Origin of the sequence: Leptolyngbya sp. PCC 6406 (assembly GCF_000332095.2) — a bacterium.
Taxonomy (GTDB): domain Bacteria; phylum Cyanobacteriota; class Cyanobacteriia; order Phormidesmidales; family Phormidesmidaceae; genus PCC-6406.
Genome location: NZ_KI913949.1, coordinates 1,477,286 through 1,496,575, shown reverse-complemented (window position 1 = coordinate 1,496,575; position 19,290 = coordinate 1,477,286). Strand labels below are relative to the sequence as shown.

Annotated in this window: 13 protein-coding genes; 5 read left to right on the top strand and 8 right to left on the bottom strand. The window is 57.2% G+C overall.

Going from position 1 to position 19,290, the window contains the following annotated elements; genetic code table 11:
• Positions 1-207: 207 nt before the first annotated feature.
• Together LEP6406_RS0206830 and LEP6406_RS0206825 are read right to left on the bottom strand one after the other, a co-directional pair.
• Positions 208-891: a helix-turn-helix domain-containing protein gene (locus LEP6406_RS0206830; RefSeq protein WP_008312182.1), complete on the bottom strand. Its 684-nt coding sequence runs from the start codon at positions 889-891 to the stop codon at positions 208-210.
• Between the two features lie 14 nt (positions 892-905).
• A complete protein-coding gene (locus tag LEP6406_RS0206825) occupies positions 906-1,835 on the bottom strand; it encodes a methylenetetrahydrofolate reductase (RefSeq protein WP_008312184.1) in 930 nt (309 codons plus the stop codon).
• A 663-nt stretch (positions 1,836-2,498) separates the two neighbouring features.
• Between LEP6406_RS0206825 and LEP6406_RS30045 the strand changes: the two genes are divergently transcribed.
• Complete coding sequence (locus tag LEP6406_RS30045; RefSeq protein WP_008312186.1) at positions 2,499-3,236, top strand: PEP-CTERM sorting domain-containing protein; 738 nt, start codon at positions 2,499-2,501, stop codon at positions 3,234-3,236.
• Positions 3,237-3,697: 461 nt separating this feature from the next.
• On the opposite strand, the gene LEP6406_RS0206815 is transcribed toward LEP6406_RS30045, so the two are convergent.
• From LEP6406_RS0206815 to rimI, 3 genes are all read right to left on the bottom strand, one after another.
• Complete coding sequence (locus tag LEP6406_RS0206815; RefSeq protein ID WP_008312188.1) at positions 3,698-4,087, bottom strand: hypothetical protein; 390 nt, start codon at positions 4,085-4,087, stop codon at positions 3,698-3,700.
• Between the two features lie 223 nt (positions 4,088-4,310).
• On the bottom strand, positions 4,311-6,782 hold the full coding sequence (locus LEP6406_RS0206810) for an ATP-dependent Clp protease ATP-binding subunit (protein ID WP_008312190.1): 2,472 nt from the start codon (positions 6,780-6,782) through the stop codon (positions 4,311-4,313).
• A 157-nt stretch (positions 6,783-6,939) separates the two neighbouring features.
• Positions 6,940-7,542, bottom strand: a complete 603-nt coding sequence (gene rimI / locus LEP6406_RS26890; RefSeq protein ID WP_008312192.1) for a ribosomal protein S18-alanine N-acetyltransferase — start codon at positions 7,540-7,542, stop codon at positions 6,940-6,942.
• Between the two features lie 503 nt (positions 7,543-8,045).
• Between rimI and lysA the strand changes: the two genes are divergently transcribed.
• The 4 genes from lysA to carB all read left to right on the top strand — a co-directional run bounded on the left by lysA (position 8,046) and on the right by carB (position 15,226).
• Positions 8,046-9,455, top strand: a complete 1,410-nt coding sequence (lysA, locus tag LEP6406_RS0206800; RefSeq protein WP_008312193.1) for a diaminopimelate decarboxylase — start codon at positions 8,046-8,048, stop codon at positions 9,453-9,455.
• 183 nt (positions 9,456-9,638) lie between these two features.
• Positions 9,639-10,565, top strand: a complete 927-nt coding sequence (gene cdaA, locus LEP6406_RS0206795) for a diadenylate cyclase CdaA (RefSeq protein WP_008312195.1) — start codon at positions 9,639-9,641, stop codon at positions 10,563-10,565.
• Complete coding sequence (locus LEP6406_RS0206790; RefSeq protein WP_008312197.1) at positions 10,562-11,317, top strand: isoprenyl transferase; 756 nt, start codon at positions 10,562-10,564, stop codon at positions 11,315-11,317. Before cdaA ends, LEP6406_RS0206790 begins: the two co-directional genes overlap by 4 nt.
• A gap of 639 nt (positions 11,318-11,956) precedes the next feature.
• Positions 11,957-15,226: a carbamoyl-phosphate synthase large subunit gene (carB, locus tag LEP6406_RS0206785; RefSeq protein WP_008317034.1), complete on the top strand. Its 3,270-nt coding sequence runs from the start codon at positions 11,957-11,959 to the stop codon at positions 15,224-15,226.
• Positions 15,227-15,234: 8 nt separating this feature from the next.
• On the opposite strand, the gene LEP6406_RS30040 is transcribed toward carB, so the two are convergent.
• The 3 genes from LEP6406_RS30040 to LEP6406_RS0206770 all read right to left on the bottom strand — a co-directional run.
• The gene (locus LEP6406_RS30040) at positions 15,235-16,113 is read right to left on the bottom strand and encodes a hypothetical protein (RefSeq protein WP_008317035.1); all 879 of its coding nucleotides are present in this window, start codon (positions 16,111-16,113) and stop codon (positions 15,235-15,237) included.
• 135 nt (positions 16,114-16,248) lie between these two features.
• Positions 16,249-17,211 carry a glycosyltransferase family 2 protein gene (locus LEP6406_RS0206775; protein ID WP_008317036.1) on the bottom strand — a complete coding sequence of 321 codons (963 nt, stop codon included), beginning with the start codon at positions 17,209-17,211 and terminating at the stop codon, positions 16,249-16,251.
• Positions 17,212-17,337: 126 nt separating this feature from the next.
• The coding region (locus LEP6406_RS0206770; RefSeq protein ID WP_263971143.1) for a fumarate reductase/succinate dehydrogenase flavoprotein subunit at positions 17,338-19,290 on the bottom strand (1,953 nt) is incomplete at its 5' end.

Here is a 19,290-nt window from a genome sequence, read left to right as displayed (position 1 = left end):
CCAGTCCATTTTCAATGGACTTGAGCCTGTTAGCCGGGAATTCAAAATTCCCGGCGGGGCGGCAAATCTGATCTGAAACTGACGTTAACACGGGTTAGTAAGTCGGCGAAGGCCGACTTTGTTTGTATAACAGCGGTTTTAACCGCCGTGAGTCTAGCGGCAAGCGGGACGCTGGCGCGACGATGGTAGGGCTTCCACCAAGCAGTACTAGGGAGATGCCTCTACTGGGCTGACTTTGGCCCGATAGAGCAACCGTTCCCCTTGTCGATATCCGGTGTAGCGCACCCGGACGAGATCTCCGGCTTGGGCGCTACCCTCCATCAGTTGGTGTAACTGGGGATCATAGGGGACTTCAGCGCCAACGGAGGCCAGGGATTCGATATTCCACTGGTGCAGCAAGTCCAAGACGGGTTGGACCAGGGGTATGAGGCGTTTGGCTGGGAGATCGGGATTTTTGGCAATGGCATGGACCGCTGTGGGCCACTGGAGCAACCAGGGTTCAAGCTGGGCGATCGCGGTCTGTTGTAACGTCTGGCGGGCGATTGCTTCCCGTTGGGTTACCTCCGCCTGAAGTCGCTGGTATTCTGCTTCTAGGGCCGGGATGCGATGGTCCTTTTGGGCCGGTCTCTGACTATCGTGGTTGTCGGATTGAGAGATGACGGCAAGATCTAACATTCCAAACCGCTGCAATAGATCCACCACAGATAAGCCTAAGGCTTCTGCCAAGGCGGTCACCGTCCCTACCCGCATCTGCTGAATCTGCCCCTGCCGCAGTTGGGTCACGCTCCAGTCAGACACCTGGGCTGCGCGGGCTAGGGCACGAAAACTGGGAATCCCTGCCGCCACCATTAGGGCGCGGAGAATAGGGGTGGTATCGGCACGATGGGCCATGACTTCTGCAACCTCTAAGCGTCGCAGGATAGGGGGGGAATATCCGCTCGGTCTAGAATCTGGGGAATCAAATCCTCCCGTCGCACCGCCATCAGGTGGACCCCTTGGCAAATATGACGGGCAGCCTGCACCTGCTCTGCGGCGATGCGGATCCCCTCCTGGAGGGGATCGACGGCGGCGGCAAGGCGATCAATCACTCCTGAGGGAATCTGGACACCGGGAACATTGCGGTTAATGAACTGGGCGTTTTTGGCGGATTTGAGCAGAAAGATCCCCGCCAGCACCGGGCGATCACACCCCGCCGCCACCTGATCCATAAATTTGGTCAACCGCTCGAAATCAGTGATGAGCTGGCTTTGGAAAAATTGGGCTCCCGCCTCTACCTTGCTGTTAAAGCGGCGCTGGAGGCCAGACCAACTGGAACTTTGGGGATCTACAGCGGCCCCGGCAAAGAGGTCGGTGGGTTGATCCGTCAGGGGCCGATCTTGAATGTCTAGCCCATGGTTAAGCTGGCGGATCACCCGCAACAGCCGAACTGATTCCAGGTCGAACACGCTGCGGGCATCGGGATGATCTCCCGCTTTAACGGGATCTCCGGTTAAGGCCAGAATGTTGCGTAGCCCCAGGGCGTGGGCTCCCATTAAGTCGGCCTGGAGGGCAATGCGGTTGCGATCGCGGCAAGCCATTTGGCAAATTGCTTCGATGCCGTGGCGTTGCAAGATCACCGCTGAAGCCAGGGACGACATCCGCATGACAGCGCGGCTACCGTCAGTGATATTTACAGCATGAACCCGTCCCTTAAGGGCTTGGGCCATGGTCACCATGTGGCTAGGATCCCCCCCCTTCGGCGGCATCACCTCCGCTGTGATAAGGAATTCCCCGGCTTTAACCGCTCGTCGAAACTCCTGCCCCACCCCATACTCCTGTGTTGATGCCGCTACCATTCAACTCTGCGTTCTGTGACTGAAGCTCTTTTCCCAATATTCAACCGTAGCACTCCCAGACCAGCCTGGGGAAGCATCGGGAATTCAGGAACTCAGCCCCTGTAGGCGGTCCTAGGAAAACGGGGAGAATTCACCCGCAGGATTAACTGCTAAAAACGTTGACCATGGATCCATAGATGGATCCGGCCATGGATTCTAATAGATAGATCCCAGGAATAATGTTCAGGGTGTTCCTGGAATTCCACTGAACTCTCTCACTCCAATTCCTCCACAATCACACCCGGTTTCTAGAAAAATAAAGTATAAAATAAAACATCAATTACAAGGGCAGTGGAGTGGCATCAGACACCTCGGTAGAAGTGCGATCTCGAATTCCATAAACAGACCCCATCCTTCTATAAGTTCTACGGAAATCCACGTAGCCCCCTGAAATAAAAGGCTCTGGGTAATAGGCTCAGTGGAGAGAATCTCCTCTTTGGATCCTTGAAGGGCCTAGCTCGGTAGCTTACACCTAATCTTTATCTTGTTAGAGCCTACGTGATGACTTGATAAACTTTTGGTGTCAAAGATTACTTCCCTGCACGCAATGGGTATGTTTAATACATGACCCGGCTGGGTCGCCATACATCACTTCAGACGACTCTGAGCTAGGAGATGAGATCCATGTTTTCAATAAAACGTCTTTCCACCGCTGCTGCCTTTACCGGGGGACTCATGATGTTTGTGCCGGGAATGGCTGAAGCCGCCAGCTTGACGCCCTCCGGCGCGAGCTGTAGCAACGCTACCGGGATGAGCTTCGTGGCCTGTAGTGGGTCTTGGCAGGGGAATGACTCCAATCAGATTCCCGCCATTTTGCAGCAGCTCACCACTGATTTTGGATCCATATTGGGAGAGGGAGCCTGGAACTATAGCGGGGCCAATAAATCCGATGCTGCCGGAAATGGCATCTTTACCAGCAACCCAAGCAGTACCTCGGGAAAGCTCACCTTTGATACCGTTCAGAAAGGGTTCTTTGTGGTTTCTCTGAAAGCTGCCAATGCCTTCAGCTTCTATCTGTTTGATGGGGGTGATGAGGGGCTTCTTTCTATTGACTTCAATACCCTCGGCACGTCAACGAACAATAACGGTCAAGCTCAAGGGCTATCCCATGCCAGTTTCTTCAGCTTTGCCCCTACTGTGCAGCCTCCTGTTGAGCAGCCCCCGATCTTTGAGGAGCCTCCCGTTGTTGAACAGCCTCCCGTTGTTGAGGAGCCTCCTGTTGTTGAACAGCCTCCCGTTGTTGTAGCGCCTCCCGTTGTAGAGCAACCGACAGCGCCCCAGTCCGTACCGGAGCCGATCACCGTTCTCGGCACTGCGATCGCAATGGGTCTAGGCTTCAGCAACAAGCGGCGCAAAGACTAGTACTGGGCAGCGTCAATACTCTGGCCGTTTCATCGTGTCACACCTCGACCCCTCTCCCTCTCCCTCTCCCAAGGGGCGAGGGGACCGGGAAGTGTTGGGCTGGTGCGACAGAACAGTCCATTTCCCCTAGGCGGTGCATTGCTACGGTGCATTGCTTCGCGTTTCGCAAGCGACATAAAAGGCGAAGCTGCACCTTAGCGCTATGCACCCTACGAAACTTCTGTCCTGGTTCCCAGGCTCTGCCTGGGAATCCTAACCGAGGCTCTGCCTCGTCGTTAGAAAACGGAAAGGCTATTTACGCCGCACAGTCCAAACCCGATTGCGCGGGTTGGTGAGTCGGCGAAGGCCGACTTCGTTTGTATAGCAGCGGTTTTAACCGCCGTGAGTCATCTGAAGAACAAAAGCCCCGTCCCCTTTATAAAGGGGACGGGGCTTTTGAATGGGACGAATTTACCGATCCCTTAACCCGCAGACGGAGCCTTCTTCACGTTACGGGCCATATCTCTAAAGGGAGACAGGCTAGGCCCCGGACGCCGCCGACTGGTGAAGGTCAAATCGGGGTTGACCAAAAAGTTGGGGGCAAAGGTTAAGGCTGGCTGGGCCGACGCCGACACCGTAACCGGCTTAGACTCAGCTACCGGAGCCACCGGAGCCGTAGTCTGGGCCTCAGGTTTCGCTACCTTTTCCACCTTGGCGGGCGGGGATGCGGGGGTCTCCGCCGGAGCCGCTGACTCATCTAGTTCCATGAAAAACTCAGACTTCTTGCCCAAGCCAAACACACCGCCCACCGCTCCCAATAGGCCGCCGATGAGGGCAAAAATACTACCAAAAATCTTTTTCACTAAACCCATGACTCTTAGGACTCCCGAGGTCGTCTTGAGGGGATTACCGCTGGGGCAACCGATGATACAAGCCGTTACGCTTGTTTGTCATTATCAGATTTTGCGTTACGACAACGCAAGGATTCTCAGGAAAGCGGTTATAAAACTTCGTAAACAGAATGCCCGTGGACAGTCTTGAGACTGCCCACGGGCATTCTAGGTTGTTCTGCGGACGGTGGATATAGGGCTAGCGCTACTCAGCCCCTTGGGGCAACAAAAGTTCTCGCCGCTCTCCGGCCTGAATCATTACCTTGCCCTGGTCGTCTACATCTACGGTGGCAGTACTCCCATCCTTCAGACGGCCCGACAGAATTTCTTCCGCCAGGGTGTCTTCCAAAAGGCGCATGATGGCGCGACGCAGGGGACGGGCTCCGTAGCTCGGGTTGTACCCCTCTTCGACTAGTCGATCCTTAAATCGCTCGGTGACCTCCAGCGTGATGCCCTGTTCCGTCAGACGGCCAAATATCTCCCGCAGCAGAATGTCGCTGATGCTCTTGACTTCATCTTTGGTGAGCTGACGGAAGACGATGATCTCGTCTAGACGGTTGAGGAACTCAGGACGGAAGTACTGTTTCAGTTCCTCGTTGACCAAGGAGCGGATGCGGTTGTACTGAGACTCGGCTTGGTTGTCCTCGAAATCGAAGCCCAGACCGCCGCCGCCTTTTTCAATGACCTTGGAGCCGATGTTGGAGGTCATGATTAGCAGGCTATTTTTGAAGTCCACTGTGCGACCCTTGGCGTCGGTCAGGCGACCGTCCTCCAGGATTTGCAGCAGCATGTTGAATACATCGGGGTGGGCTTTCTCAATTTCGTCGAACAGAATCACCGTGTAGGGGCGACGGCGTACAGCTTCGGTAAGCTGACCACCCTCGTTGTAGCCCACGTAGCCGGGAGGGGAGCCGATGAGTTTAGAAACGGTGTGGCGTTCCATGAACTCCGACATGTCTAGGCGGATCATGGCTTCTTCGGAGCCGAAGAAGTAGGCGGCCAGGGACTTAGCCAGTTCTGTTTTCCCAACGCCGGTGGGACCGGAGAAGATGAAGCTGGCAATGGGTCGGTTGGGGCTCTTGAGACCGACACGGGCACGGCGAATAGCACGGGAAATGGCTTTCACTGCTTCGTCTTGACCGATGAGCCGCTGGTGCAGGGTATCTTCCATGTGCAGCAGCTTTTCGGACTCGGATTCGGTGAGCTTGTTTACCGGGACTCCGGTCCAGGAGGCGACGATGTGGGCAATGTCTTCCTCGGTGACCACGGGAGAATCATCCCCGTCTTCACTTTCGGCCTTCTTACCTTGGGCAATGGTGCGGATTTCCGCTTTGATTTCCATTTCCCGATCCCGCAGTTCTCCAGCCCGATCAAAGTCCTGGGAGCGGACGGCATTGTCCTTTTCCTTCAGGAGCTGACGCAGTTCCTTATCTAGTTCCTTCGCAGCGGGGGGGAGTTGGGAGTTGATCAGGCGCACCCGTGAGCCTGCTTCATCAATCAGGTCGATGGCTTTATCTGGCAGAAACCGATCGCTGATGTAGCGATCGGAGAGTTTTGCGGCGGCATTCAGGGCTTCATCCTCAATGCGGAGCTTGTGGTGCTGCTCATAGCGATCGCGCAGGCCATGGAGAATTTCAATAGTCTCTTCTACGCTGGGTTCGCCCACCATCACGGGCTGGAAGCGACGCTCTAGGGCGGCATCCCGCTCAATGTGTTTGCGGTACTCGTCTAGGGTGGTGGCTCCAATGCATTGGAGTTCTCCCCGAGCAAGGGCGGGCTTGAGGATGTTGGCGGCGTCAATGGCTCCCTCGGCAGCGCCGGCCCCAATTAGGGTATGGACCTCATCGATGACCAGGATGACATTTCCCGCTGAGCGGATCTCATCCATGATTTTTTTGAGGCGTTCTTCAAATTCCCCGCGATATTTGGTGCCCGCTACGAGGAGACCAATATCTAGGGTGACGACCCGCTTCTCTTCCAAAATGTCGGGAATATCGCCGGTGGAGATACGTTGGGCCAGACCTTCCGCGATCGCGGTTTTGCCCACCCCCGGTTCCCCAATCAGCACCGGATTGTTCTTGGTGCGGCGACCGAGAATCTGAATTACCCGTTCAATTTCGTTCTGACGACCCACAACGGGATCCAGCTTGCCCTCTCCCGCCATTTGGGTCAGGTTGGAGCCAAACTCGTCCAGGGTGGGGGTTTTGGTGCGGCCCTGGCCGCCCCCCGCAGATACCTCCGCAGTTTCCCCCAGCATACGAATGACTTGGGTGCGGACCTTGGAGAGATCAACCCCAAGATTTTCGAGGACACGGGCGGCGACCCCTTCGCCTTCGCGGATCAGCCCTAGGAGCAAGTGCTCCGTACCGATATAGTTGTGGCCCAGTTGGCGGGCCTCCTCTAGGGATAGCTCTAGAACGCGCTTAGCCCGAGGCGTGAAAGGGATTTCCACTGCCACAAAGCCAGAGCCACGACCAATGATTTTCTCGACTTCAATGCGAGCGTCTTTGAGATTGACGCCCATGGACTTTAATACCTTGGCAGCGACACCAGTACCTTCACCGATGAGGCCCAGGAGGATTTGCTCGGTACCCACGAAGTTATGACCCAGGCGGCGGGCCTCCTCTTGGGCGAGCATGATAACCTTAATTGCTTTTTCTGTGAAGCGTTCAAACATTGGCGGAAATCCAAATACCTGCTGCGCGCTGGGTACGCTGATTCTAGCACAGGGGTATTGGGGAACTGTGGCCTAGCAAACAGCCTGTAGAATCAAGGGATTTGGCGATTTCTAGAGGGGTAACCGCACTACCGGGGTACGGGAGGCCAAGAGAGCATTATTCAGCAGCGGCGATCCCGGAGACTAGGGCTGGAGCAGCACGAACGGGTAGCCGCCATCCTTGGGCGCGAAGCTGGCGATCGCTCTGGTCTTGCCACTGGTCCCAGGCGTCGGCCCAATGTGGGGTTTGAAGGCCGTTGCACCAGAGGATAAGGGCATCTTCGCCATCGTCGTAGTAGCCCCGGCGGCGGCCTGCGGTCTTAAAGCCTAGGCATCTATAGAGGGCTAGGGCTGGAGCATTGCTGGCTCGCACTTCTAAGGTGGCCCGTTCCATACCGCGATCGCGGGCTCCCTGTAGCAGATGGAGCAACAACCATCGTCCCAACCCCTGACCTCGATAGGGGGGGGTTACCGCTAGAAGCGTAATGTGGGCCTCGTCTAGAATGGCCCAGTAGCAACCCAGGCCAATTACCGTTTCTGGGGACTGGGAAGAATAGGGAAGCACCGCCGCTGGCCCCCGGTCCCCAGACGAAGGATTCCTAGCTTGATCTGCCGGTATCTGGCTTCCAGGCTGATCCCCACCAGAACCCCGATCCCCAGAGCTTGGCTCCATATTGGGATAGCTAGCCCCCCCTTCCTCAGCTCTGGGATTTCCGCTCATAGGAAGATCCCCACCTATAGCAGGCCCTTCATTGATTTGCTCCCAGGGGGAAGCTGCACCCCCTGGGATTAGGAGCACGCGCATATCGCTGTTGGGGCTATCCATCTCTCGTCGATAGCTTGCCTCTGACCAGAGTCCGCCAAAACAGACCTGATCGAGGGCCAAGACCGCTGGCAAATGGGATTCCGTCAGAGGGCAGCAACGCAAGGAGTTCACATCAGGACGAAGAGACCGCCAGCGATAATTCTACATGGGTTGCCGAAAATCTCTCCATTCTGGATTTTCCGCTGCTGGGTAGGGCGGGTGTTGAACCGCCCATACGGTCTGAAGGCCCGTTTGAAACGTATGATTGCTAAAGAACGGTTCAGGGGGTTGACTCGCCAGCGATCCGTCGCGCTCTGAATGAGGGGCGTTGAAGCTTGGCGAAAATATTCCCGTTGGCCTCCTTCACTGCAATATCGGCCACTTCAATATCGAAATATCGACATTATTATCTTTGACCCATGGTCTCCACCCTAGAGTCTGCCCCTACCAGCCACCGCTATTTGCCCTTGACGGCCACCGCGAATCCTTCGCCCAACCAGTCCCTTTTGCCCCTGACAGCTACGGTATCCGGGGCAGATCATCTGGTCATTGGCGACTGTGATGTGCCTGCTTTGGTGGCCCGCTTTGGCTCTCCTCTCTATATTCTGGATGAGACCACACTGCGGACTGCCTGCCGCCAGTATCGCGAGGCGATGGTGCGCCACTATCCCGGTGAATCCCTGGTGCTCTATGCCTCTAAGGCGTGGAGTTGTCTGGCGGTCTGCGCTATTGTAGGCAGCGAAAATTTGGGTATTGATGTGGTGTCTGGGGGGGAACTTCAGACGGCTCTAGGGGCAGGGTTTCTCCCTGAGCGCATCTACTTCCACGGCAATAACAAATCTCGGGAAGAGTTGGAACTTGCGATCGCGACCCACTGTCGCATCGTGGTGGACAACTGGCATGAGCTACACACCTTGGTGGATCTGCTGGTGGGGGCTGAGACTCCGGTTTCCATTCTGTTGCGGCTCACCCCCGGCATTGAATGCCATACCCACGAATACATTCGCACTGGCCATTTAGACAGTAAATTTGGCTTTGATCCCGATCAGATCGAAGCGGTATTTGCCTACGTCAGTCAGCAGCCCGCCCTGCGTTGCATCGGTCTCCATGCCCACATTGGGTCGCAGATTTTTGAACTCCAGCCCCATGAGGATTTGGCCGGGGTGTTGGTGCAGTGGTTCCAAAAGGCCACTCAGTATGGTTTACCTGTCACGGAATTGGATGTGGGCGGGGGCTTGGGAATTTGCTATACCGAAGCTGATGATCCCCCCACTATTGACGCCTGGGTTCAAACTGTAGGCACTGCGATCGCGGCAGCCTGCGAGGCCCAAGACGTTCCCCTGCCGCGCCTGCTGTGTGAGCCGGGACGCTCCTTGGTGGGCTCCGCCTGTGTCACCGCCTACACCGTCGGCAGTCAAAAAACCGTCCCCGGTATCCGCACCTATGTGGCGGTGGATGGGGGCATGTCCGATAATCCCCGCCCTATCACCTACCAATCGGTCTATCGCAGCCTGGTGGCCAACCGCATGGGCGCGCCCCTCACGGAAACCGTCACCCTAGCGGGTAAACACTGCGAATCTGGGGACGTGGTCATCGCCGCAGCCCAACTCCCCCCCCTAATGGCGGGAGATATTGTCGTCGTACCGGGGACAGGTGCGTACAATTACAGCATGGCCTCTAACTACAATCGGGTTCCCCGTCCCGCTGCTGTTTTAGTGGGGCAGGGAGAAGCCCATCTGATTATTCAGCGGGAAACCCTCCAGGATCTTCTTCGTCAGGACTGTATTCCCGCCCACCTCCAGTCTCTGACAGAAACCAGGCCCCAGTAAATCACCGGTCGGTCTACAACGCTGGGCTAAGATTGGTCTGCCTTGATCTCTGGAAGCCCGCATCTCTCGAAGTCCCCTAGGATCGAGGTAGAGGGGATCCCAGCGACGGAGCCGGGAATCGGGGAGACCTCGCGGCGGGGGCGTTGCACACATACGGGTTGGGTTCACGCAACAGTACTACTCATGGGTTATTTCTGGGAGTACGGCCAGATCATCCTCAACCTAATGAGACTCTGGCTGCTGCCTGTCCTGGATATTACCCTGGTGCTGCTACTGATCTACGCCATGCTGGTGTTGATCGGGGAGCGCCGTAACCTGTGGATGGTGCGCGGCTTTATTGTGCTGATATTAGCGGCCACCCTCAGCGAGCGGATCGGTCTGGGATTGCTGGCCTTTGTCCTCGACAAATTGGTGATCGGGGCTGCCGTCGCCATGGCCTTTATTTTGCAAGGGGAGTTGCGACGACTGCTGGAGCAGATGGGCCGGGGGCAGTTCGCACAGTTATTAGCCATCAACCCGCAGGAGACTCCCCCCCAGACCGATAACGTCATAGACGAACTGGTGGACGCCATCAAGGAGCTGTCCCAAAATCGGATCGGGGCCTTGATCATCCTGGAAACAGATCGTCCCATTGACGAGCGGGATTTTTCGGTGCCGGGGGTTCGCCTCAATGCCGATATGTCTAAAGAACTGCTGCAAACGATTTTTCAAACCACGACGCTACTCCACGATGGCGCAGTATTGATTCGGGGATCGCGGTTACTGGCAGCGGGGGTGATTTTGCCCATTTCGGAGCGGGTCGCCTCCCGCCAACTGGGAACCCGTCATCGGGCCGCCATGGGGATCACGGAGCGGGTTGATCACTGCATCTGTCTAGTTGTGTCGGAGGAGACAGGCTCCATTTCTCTGGCAGAAAGGGGAACACTAAATCGCCCCCTGACCAGCAGTAAACTGAGGGAGTTGTTGCACGCTAGGCTCTCTAAGAGGGTAGATCGAGATGCGGTTACCCCACAGTTGTGGAGCCTCGGTAAACGGCTTCCGGGTCAAGCCCTGGCCTTTTTTCAGCGACTATTACGTTTCCCGTCCTCAGCCTCCCGTGAAAAAAGATGACTGCTGAGCCTGCTGTTAAATCGCCGTTGCCCGTGGATTTGCATCCAGAGCGCTTGCCCTATCACGTCGCGGTGATCATGGATGGCAATGGGCGCTGGGCCAAGCAGCGGGGGTTGCCCCGAGTGATGGGGCACCGTCGAGGGGTGGATACTCTGAAACAACTCCTGCGTCGGTGCAGCGATTGGGGCATTGGAGCCCTGACGGCCTACGCCTTTTCTACGGAAAACTGGGGCCGCCCCTTGGAGGAGGTGGGGTTTCTGATGACCCTATTTGAGCGGGTGCTGCGCCAAGAACTGACGGACATGATGGCGGAGAATGTGCGGATTCAGTTTGTGGGAAATCTAGCGGGTCTGCCGGCCTCTCTCCAGACGGAAATCGACCGGGCGGTGGAGCAAACTCGCCAAAATCGCGGGATTCGCTTTACTGTAGCGACGAACTATGGCGGGCGGCAGGAAATTTTGCAAGCCTGTCGTGCGATCGCAACCCAGGTGCAGGCAGGGGTGCTTCAGCCGGAGGACATTGACGAAAATCTTTTTGGCCGTCACCTATACACAGCGGATCTCCAGGATCCTGACCTGCTGATCCGCACCAGTGGCGAAATGCGGATTAGCAACTTTCTGCTGTGGCAGCTAGCCTACGCCGAAATCTATGTGACCGATACCCTGTGGCCTGATTTTGACGAGGGAGAGTTCCACCGTGCCCTGCAAACCTATCAGGGTCGCGATCGCCGCTTTGGCAAGGTGTCTTCGTAGGGCAGAGGGGGGGTGATGGGGTGATGGGGTGATGGGGTGATGGGGTGATGGGGTGTTGGGGTGATGGGGTGTTGGCGTTATAGGTGGCAGAAAGTTTTGAGTTTTGAGTTTTGAATTGATCCCGCCCGGAGGGCTTAGGGGTGATGGGGTGACAGGAATTTTAAGTTTTGAGTTTTGAATTGAATTTCCTGTAGGGTGCATAGCGCTAAGGCGCGGCTTCGCCCACGCGAAGCAATGCACCGTAGAGATGCCGCGCCCAATGCAGGGAGTGACAGGGGACAGGTGGCAGGAATTTTGAGTTTTGAGTTTTGAATTTTGAATTTTGAATTTTGAATTGAATATCCCGTAGGGGCGCGGTTTCCGCGCCCAATGCAGACGGTGACAGGTGGCAGGAATTTTGAATTGAATATCCCGTAGGGGCGCGGTTTCCGCGCCCAATGCAGACGGTGACAGGGTGATTGGGTGTGGATGTTGCCGAACCGTAGGGGCAATCCCTTGTGGTTGCCCGGTGGGCGGGCGATCAATATGGGGGATGGGGGCGATGTTCTCAAACCGTTCTCCAATGGAAGAAGTCAGATCTTGGGGTCTGATAGCCATTAAAATGGGCAGGATTTGTAACACTGTGCCCCTAGGGAACCTATGCCACGCCGCAACGACCTCAAGAAAATTCTGCTGGTTGGGTCTGGCCCCATTGTGATTGGGCAAGCCTGCGAGTTTGACTACTCCGGCACCCAAGCCTGCAAAGCGTTGCGGGAGGAGGGGTATGAGGTGGTGTTGGTGAACTCCAACCCCGCCACCATCATGACGGACCCCGAGACCGCCGACCGCACCTACATTGAGCCTCTGACGCCGGAACTGGTGGCCCAGGTGATTGAGCGGGAGCGGCCAGACGCCATGCTGCCCACGATGGGGGGGCAGACGGCTTTGAATATTGCCGTGGATCTGGCCCAGTCGGGGGTGCTGGAGAAATACGGTGTGGAGCTGATTGGGGCCAAGCTGGAGGCGATCCAAAAGGCGGAGGATCGCAAGCTATTCAAGGAGGCCATGACCCGGATTGGGATCGCGGTGTGTCCCTCGGGTCTGGCGGAAACCCTGGCGGAGGCCCGGACGGTGGCGGCTCAGATTGGCAGCTTTCCTTTGATTATTCGCCCTGCTTTCACCATGGGTGGAGCGGGGGGCGGCATTGCCTACAACCATGAAGAGTTTGAGCAGATTGCTCAGTCGGGGTTAGATGCCAGCCCGATGTCACAAATTTTGATCGAGCAGTCGCTGCTGGGTTGGAAGGAATACGAGCTGGAGGTGATGCGGGATCTGGCGGATAACGTGGTGATTATCTGCTCGATTGAGAATGTGGATCCGATGGGTATCCATACGGGGGATTCCATCACCGTGGCTCCGGCCCAGACGTTGACGGATAAGGAGTACCAGCGGCTGCGGGATGCATCGATTCAGATCATTCGGGAAATTGGGGTGGAGACGGGGGGCTCCAATATCCAGTTTGCGGTGAACCCGGAGGATGGGGCGGTGATTGTGATTGAGATGAATCCCCGTGTCTCTCGCAGTTCGGCCCTGGCCTCTAAGGCGACGGGGTTTCCCATTGCCAAGTTCGCGGCCAAGCTGGCGGTGGGCTATACGTTGGATGAAATTCCCAATGATATTACCCAAAAGACTCCTGCCAGTTTTGAGCCCACCATTGACTATGTGGTGACGAAGATTCCCCGGTTTGCCTTTGAGAAGTTTCCCGGCACGCCTCCGATTCTCACCACCCAGATGAAGTCGGTGGGGGAAGCGATGGCCATTGGTCGTACCTTCCAAGAGTCCTTTCAAAAGGCGCTGCGATCGCTGGAGACGGGCCGCGCTGGGTGGGGCTGCGATCGCAGGGAAACTTTGCCGAATCTCTCCAGTTTGCGATCGCAACTCCGTACCCCCAATCCAGAGCGCATCTTTGCTGTTCACCATGCTATGCAATTGGGCTTAGACCTGGGGGAAATCTACCAACTCACGGGCATTGACCCCTGGTTTCTGCACCAGTTAGCAGGGCTACTGAAAACAGAGAAATGGCTGAAGCGCACCCCTCTAGCCTCGATGTCCGGGGCTCAAATGTATGCGGTGAAGCGCCAGGGTTTTAGCGATCGCCAGATTGCCTTTGCTAATGGCATCAACGAAGACACGGTGCGAGCCTATCGCCAATCCCTCGGGGTCAATCCCGTCTATAAAACCGTAGACACCTGCGCGGCGGAATTTGAAGCCTACACCCCCTACTACTACTCCACCTATGAGGAGGAGACGGAGGTACTGCCAAGCGATCGCCGCAAGGTGATGATTCTGGGAGGGGGTCCCAACCGCATTGGCCAGGGCATTGAGTTTGACTACTGCTGCTGCCATGCCTCCTTTGCCCTCCAGGCGGACGGCTTTGAAACCATCATGGTCAACTCCAACCCAGAGACGGTTTCGACGGACTACGACACCAGCGATCGTCTCTACTTTGAGCCCCTGACTAAGGAGGATGTGCTCAACATCATCGAAGCGGAACAGCCGGAGGGGATCATCGTCCAATTCGGGGGGCAGACGCCGTTGAAGTTGGCGGTTCCGCTCCAGACCTATCTGGCAAAGATTGCAACCCACGGCGATGAGTCCCGACCCGTCACCCAAATTTGGGGCACCTCCCCCGATTCCATCGATATGGCGGAGGACCGGGAGCGCTTTGAAAAAATCCTGCGGGAATTGGATATTCTCCAGCCCGCCAATGGCATTGCCCGCAGCTATGACGAAGCTCTGCGTATTGCCCACACGATTAACTACCCGGTGGTGGTGCGTCCCAGCTATGTGCTGGGGGGACGGGCCATGGAAATTGTCTATTCCGACCGGGAACTGGATCACTATATGACCCATGCGGTGCAGGTGGAGCCGGATCATCCCATTCTCATTGACCTGTTTCTAGAAAACGCTATTGAGGTGGATGTGGATGCGATCGCGGATGCCACCGGAGCCGTGGTCATCGGCGGCATTATGGAGCATATCGAGCAGGCGGGTATCCACTCCGGCGATTCTGCCTGTTCCCTGCCCACCATTACCCTGCCGGAGGCCGCCCTTACTACCATTCGTAACTGGACTGTGAAGCTGGCCCAGCGGCTGAAGGTGGTGGGGCTGATGAATATTCAATTCGCCGTCAAGGGCGAGCAGGTGTACATTCTGGAGGCCAACCCCCGCGCCTCCCGCACCGTCCCCTTTGTCTCCAAAACCACGGGCCGCCCCCTAGCCAAACTGGCGGTGCAGGTGATGGCGGGCAAAACCCTAGCGGAACTGGGCATTACGGAGGAAATCATTCCCCGCCACATCGCCGTCAAGGAAGCGGTGCTGCCCTTTGACCGTTTTCCTGGCACCGACACCATCCTCGGCCCTGAGATGCGATCCACCGGAGAGGTGATGGGCATCGACACTGACTTTGGTAAAGCCTTTGCCAAGGCGGAGTTGGGAGCCAACCAAAAGCTACCCCTTGCCGGCACCGTGTTCATTTCTATGAACGATCGGGACAAGGAGGCGGTGGTGCCCGTGGCGCAGGATCTGGTCAGTCTCGGCTTCACCCTAATGGCTACTAGCGGCACCCGTGCCGTGCTGCAAGACCATGGGATCGCGGTGGATCTGGTGCTGAAAATCCACGAGGGCCGTCCCCACATTGGGGATCAGATCAAAAACAGTCAGATTCAACTGATTATCAATACCCCCGTGGGGGACAAGGCCCAACAGGACGATCGGGCCATTCGCCGCGCCGCCCTAGCCTACAAAATCCCTACCATTACCACCATTGCCGCCGCCCGCGCTACCGCCGCCGCCATCCGTTCTTTGCAGCAGGCGGGGCTTACGGTGCGGGCACTCCAGGATTATCTCGCCGCCGCCCAGGCGGACTGATCCCTGGCTTAATCCACGATGATGCGGTAGCGGGGGCGCTCGGGGATGGGGACCTCCGGCAGGGGTTGGCGCTGCAAAATCACCATCTGATTCCCCACGACGGGGCTGCGGGCGAGGAGATCTGCTGCTGGAGACCGCATCTCCAGTGCCCCAAATTGTAGATCTCCGGCCCGTTTCAGTAGGTCCGCTGCTAAATTGTCCTGTCCGGTGGCCGTCAGTCGATACCAGCCATCGCTGAGGTTCACGGTCAACCGCGATCGCGGCAAGTTTGCCTGTACCGACTGCACCAAGCCCTCGCCATAGAGGGCGGAAACTGCCTTCAGTTGGGCCTGAATCTCTCCAATACGATGGCCCATTTGGGCCGGTCTCTGACCATCGCTGCCCTCTGCTTCCACCTGTAGCTGCCCTTGATCCAGCCCGATTTCCTGCTCCTGCAACCTCAGATCTGAGGGGGGGCGGGTGGTGATCTCGGGCCTCGACCCAGACTCCGTTGCCGGGGCAGGACTGCCCCCTAAGCCATTGATGAGGGTCAGCAGCAGCACCAAGCTACCCACGATCACGCCCCCCAGTACCCCATCAGAGAGGGCGGCGGCGGCGGGAATCCGCGATCGCACCCCCGCCAGTAGGTGTTGCCAGAGTCTTTGCCCCTGGGACCAAAGCTGCCGCCATTGCCCCATAAATTCCATTGCCATCCCTGGCGCTTTCGGCTCCGGTGGGGGCATTGATGGCGGTGTCTCCCAGGTGGAATCGTCCAAATCCCAGTCTTCTGCCTCCGCCGCTGAAATGGCAGGGGTTGGCATCTCTTCCGCATCATCCAGACGCTCCGAGGGTGGGGCAGGAGAATCGTCTGAGAACTTAGGCTCTGAGAACTTGGGCTCCTCGGTCATGGGTTACTCCATCTGGGCTCCCTGCTATTTTCCCTCAAGATTCTCCCGGCGATGAGCCCATTGGGGCCATTCCGGCAAATCCAGATGTGTGTATACAGTCTTCTGCCTGCTACGCACGGGCAAAGAAAGCCCTACTTACTCCTGCCCTTCTCTACTTGTCTCCTGGGCAACTTGGCCTTCAGCGTAGGCGGCGTACACCCCCTGCACGTTGTACCAGTTCAGAAAGATGCGGGCAATTTCCTGGGCCAGTTGGGGTTTCCCCTGATTCACAATCCATTGGAGGAGGGGGGTCATCGTCTTTTCATTCAACCGTCCCCCCAGGGAGAGCAGCCCCCACAGAGCCCGATGCAGCCAGGTCATTTGAATCATCATCCGCACGTTCCAGGTGGGATGTTTTTGATAAAACACCACGCCCATGCGGCCCCGCTGAATTTCCTTTTCGATTAGGCTGGGGATCTCGGCGACCGAAAAGGGGGCGTGCCAATGGTAGCCAATGGCGGCGGGGCATTTTGCCACCGTCAGCCCCATATTTTTCAGCCGTACTCCCAGTTCCAGATCCTCCCAACCGTACTGGGTGAACTGGGTGTCAAAGAGTCCTGCCTCGATTAACCAGTGTTTTGCGATCGCAACATTATTGGTCTCAAAAAAGGCCGCTGAAAAGTCCGTCACCTTCACCTGAGCCGCCGTGGGATTGTCAAAATCACAGGTGCTGATCAACTGACCATAGGTAAAGCATTTCTCCTGACCTGCCTGGGCGCGGGTGTGGAGCAACTGGGCATGGTTGTCTAGACAGGTGGGCTGGACAATGACATCACTATCGATAAAGACAATCACATCCCCCGCCGCGCTAGTTACCCCCAGATTTCGCGCCTCGGCGATGCCCTTGTGATCCTGGGGCACCAGCCGCACATGGGGAAACTCGGCTCGATGGCGATCCAACCATTCCACTGTGCCATCGGTAGATCCATCGTCCACCAGCACTAGTTCGTAGCGCTCCACAGGGCTATCGGCGGTAAACACCTGAGCCTCTAGGGCACGCAGGCATTTCGCTAAAATCGGCTGGCGGTTGTAGGTGGGAATGACAACGCTCAAAAACACAACAGAACCTCCACAGAGCTATCCCATCCTAACCATAGGCCGTGAAATCACTGCCTTTAGAGTTTTTCCGCTAAATCCTTGTGGCTCTGAGCAGCGCCGAGCCCAACCTGAGGTTATTTCCTGAGGCTATTTATAGCTGCGTTGGGTGAGTTCAACGTTCTCAAAGACAAGGGCCTCCCGGTGGAGTTCTGGTAGGCGGTCCTCGCCGCGATACGCCCAGGCGGCAACGTAGGCAAAGTCGTCATCGTCCCGCTTGGCTTCCCCCTCAGGTGTTTGGGACTCTTCCCGAAAGTGGCCACCGCAGGACTCTTCCCGGTGCAGGGCATCCCGTGCCATCAGTTCCCCTAGCTCCATAAAGTCCGCCACCCGTCCGGCAAATTCCAGATTCTTGTTCAACGTATTGGCGGTTCCCGGCAGCTTCAGATTTTGCCAAAATTCCTCCCGCAGATCTTGTATTCGGGCGATCGCCCCTTCCAGCCCTTCCCGATTCCGGGCCATCCCAACGTGATCCCACAGGATGCGCCCCAGTGCCCGGTGGAAGTCCATCACCGTTTTCTCTCCCTGGATGGCGAGGAGACGAGAGATGCGATCGCGGGCCGCTGACTCGGCCTCGGCAAAGGCGGGGTGATCGGTTCCGACCTTTGGCAACTCCACCCCAGCGATGTAGTGCCCCAGGGTATAGGGAATGACAAAATAGCCATCCGCTAACCCCTGCATCAGGGCGCTGGCCCCCAGTCGATTGGCCCCGTGATCGGAGAAATTGGCCTCCCCCAGAACAAAGAGACCGGGAATCGTGCTCATCAGGTGATAGTCCACCCACAGGCCGCCCATGGTGTAGTGGACGGCGGGATAAATCCGCATGGGCACCTCGTAGGGGTCTTCCCCAGCAATGCGCTGATACATATCGAACAGGTTGCCATATTTAGCCGCGATCGCAACTTGTCCCTGCTCCCGAATCGCATCCCGAAAATCCAGATACACCGCCAGCCCCGTCTCCCCCACACCGCGCCCGTCATCGGTCATGGCCTTGGCATTGCGAGAAGCCACATCCCGAGGCACCAAATTGCCAAAGGCCGGGTAGCGCCGCTCCAGGTAATAGTCCCGTTCCGATTCTGGAATCTCCTGGGGCGGTCGCCGATCCCCCGGCGTTTTCGGCACCCATACCCGACCATCGTTCCGCAGTCCCTCACTCATCAGGGTCAGCTTCGACTGGTAATCCCCCGACACAGGCACACAGGTCGGGTGAATCTGGGTATAGCAGGGGTTGGCGAAATACGCCCCCCGCTGATGACAGCGCCAAGCCGCCGTCACATTAGAATTTTTCGCATTGGTAGAGAGGTAATAGACATTGCCATAGCCCCCGGTGCAGAGCAGCACCCCATCCCCCCCATGGCGCTCTAGTTCCCCGGTGATCAGATTGCGGGTAATAATGCCCCGCGCCTGTCCATTCACCACCACCAGATCCAACATCTCCCGACGGGCAAACACCTCCACCTGCCCCACCTGCACCTGACGCATCAGAGCACTATAGGCCCCCAGCAAAAGTTGCTGTCCGGTCTGACCCTTGGCGTAGAAAGTGCGAGACACCTGGGCTCCGCCAAAGGAACGGTTCGCCAGCAGGCCGCTATATTCCCGCGCAAAGGGCACCCCCTGGGCCACACACTGATCGATAATGTGGCTGCTAATTTCCGCCAGCCGGTAGACATTAGCCTCACGGGAACGGTAGTCACCCCCCTTAATCGTGTCGTAGAACAGCCGCCACACGCTGTCCCCATCGTTGGGATAGTTCTTCGTCCCATTGATACCCCCCTGGGCAGCGATGCTGTGGGCGCGGCGAGGGGAGTCTTGAATACAGAAGCTCTTGACCCGATACCCCAGTTCCGCCAAGGTTGCCGCCGCCGAAGCCCCCGCCAACCCAGTGCCCACCACCAGAATGGTGTGTTGCTGCTTGTTCTTAGGGCTGACTAGGCGACAGTGCTCCTTAAAAGTGCTCCACTTGTCGCGTAGGGGGCCGGAGGGGATGTGGGGGTTGGGCATGGGGGGTGATGGGGTGGGGGGGTGATGGGGTGGGGGGGTGAT

What these genes read in the sequence shown, in the direction of transcription:
- rimI (WP_008312192.1), bottom strand. Translation starts at nt 7,542, where the DNA reads ATGAGCGGAAATCCCAGAGCTGAGGAAGGGGGGGCTAGCTATCCCAAT.
- carB (WP_008317034.1), top strand. Translation starts at nt 11,957, where the DNA reads ATGCCACGCCGCAACGACCTCAAGAAAATTCTGCTGGTTGGGTCTGGC.
- LEP6406_RS0206825 (WP_008312184.1), bottom strand. Translation starts at nt 1,835, where the DNA reads ATGGTAGCGGCATCAACACAGGAGTATGGGGTGGGGCAGGAGTTTCGA.
- LEP6406_RS30045 (WP_008312186.1), top strand. Translation starts at nt 2,499, where the DNA reads ATGTTTTCAATAAAACGTCTTTCCACCGCTGCTGCCTTTACCGGGGGA.
- LEP6406_RS30040 (WP_008317035.1), bottom strand. Translation starts at nt 16,113, where the DNA reads ATGACCGAGGAGCCCAAGTTCTCAGAGCCTAAGTTCTCAGACGATTCT.
- LEP6406_RS0206815 (WP_008312188.1), bottom strand. Translation starts at nt 4,087, where the DNA reads ATGGGTTTAGTGAAAAAGATTTTTGGTAGTATTTTTGCCCTCATCGGC.
- cdaA (WP_008312195.1), top strand. Translation starts at nt 9,639, where the DNA reads ATGGGTTATTTCTGGGAGTACGGCCAGATCATCCTCAACCTAATGAGA.
- LEP6406_RS0206830 (WP_008312182.1), bottom strand. Translation starts at nt 891, where the DNA reads ATGGCCCATCGTGCCGATACCACCCCTATTCTCCGCGCCCTAATGGTG.
- LEP6406_RS0206810 (WP_008312190.1), bottom strand. Translation starts at nt 6,782, where the DNA reads ATGTTTGAACGCTTCACAGAAAAAGCAATTAAGGTTATCATGCTCGCC.
- lysA (WP_008312193.1), top strand. Translation starts at nt 8,046, where the DNA reads ATGGTCTCCACCCTAGAGTCTGCCCCTACCAGCCACCGCTATTTGCCC.
- LEP6406_RS0206790 (WP_008312197.1), top strand. Translation starts at nt 10,562, where the DNA reads ATGACTGCTGAGCCTGCTGTTAAATCGCCGTTGCCCGTGGATTTGCAT.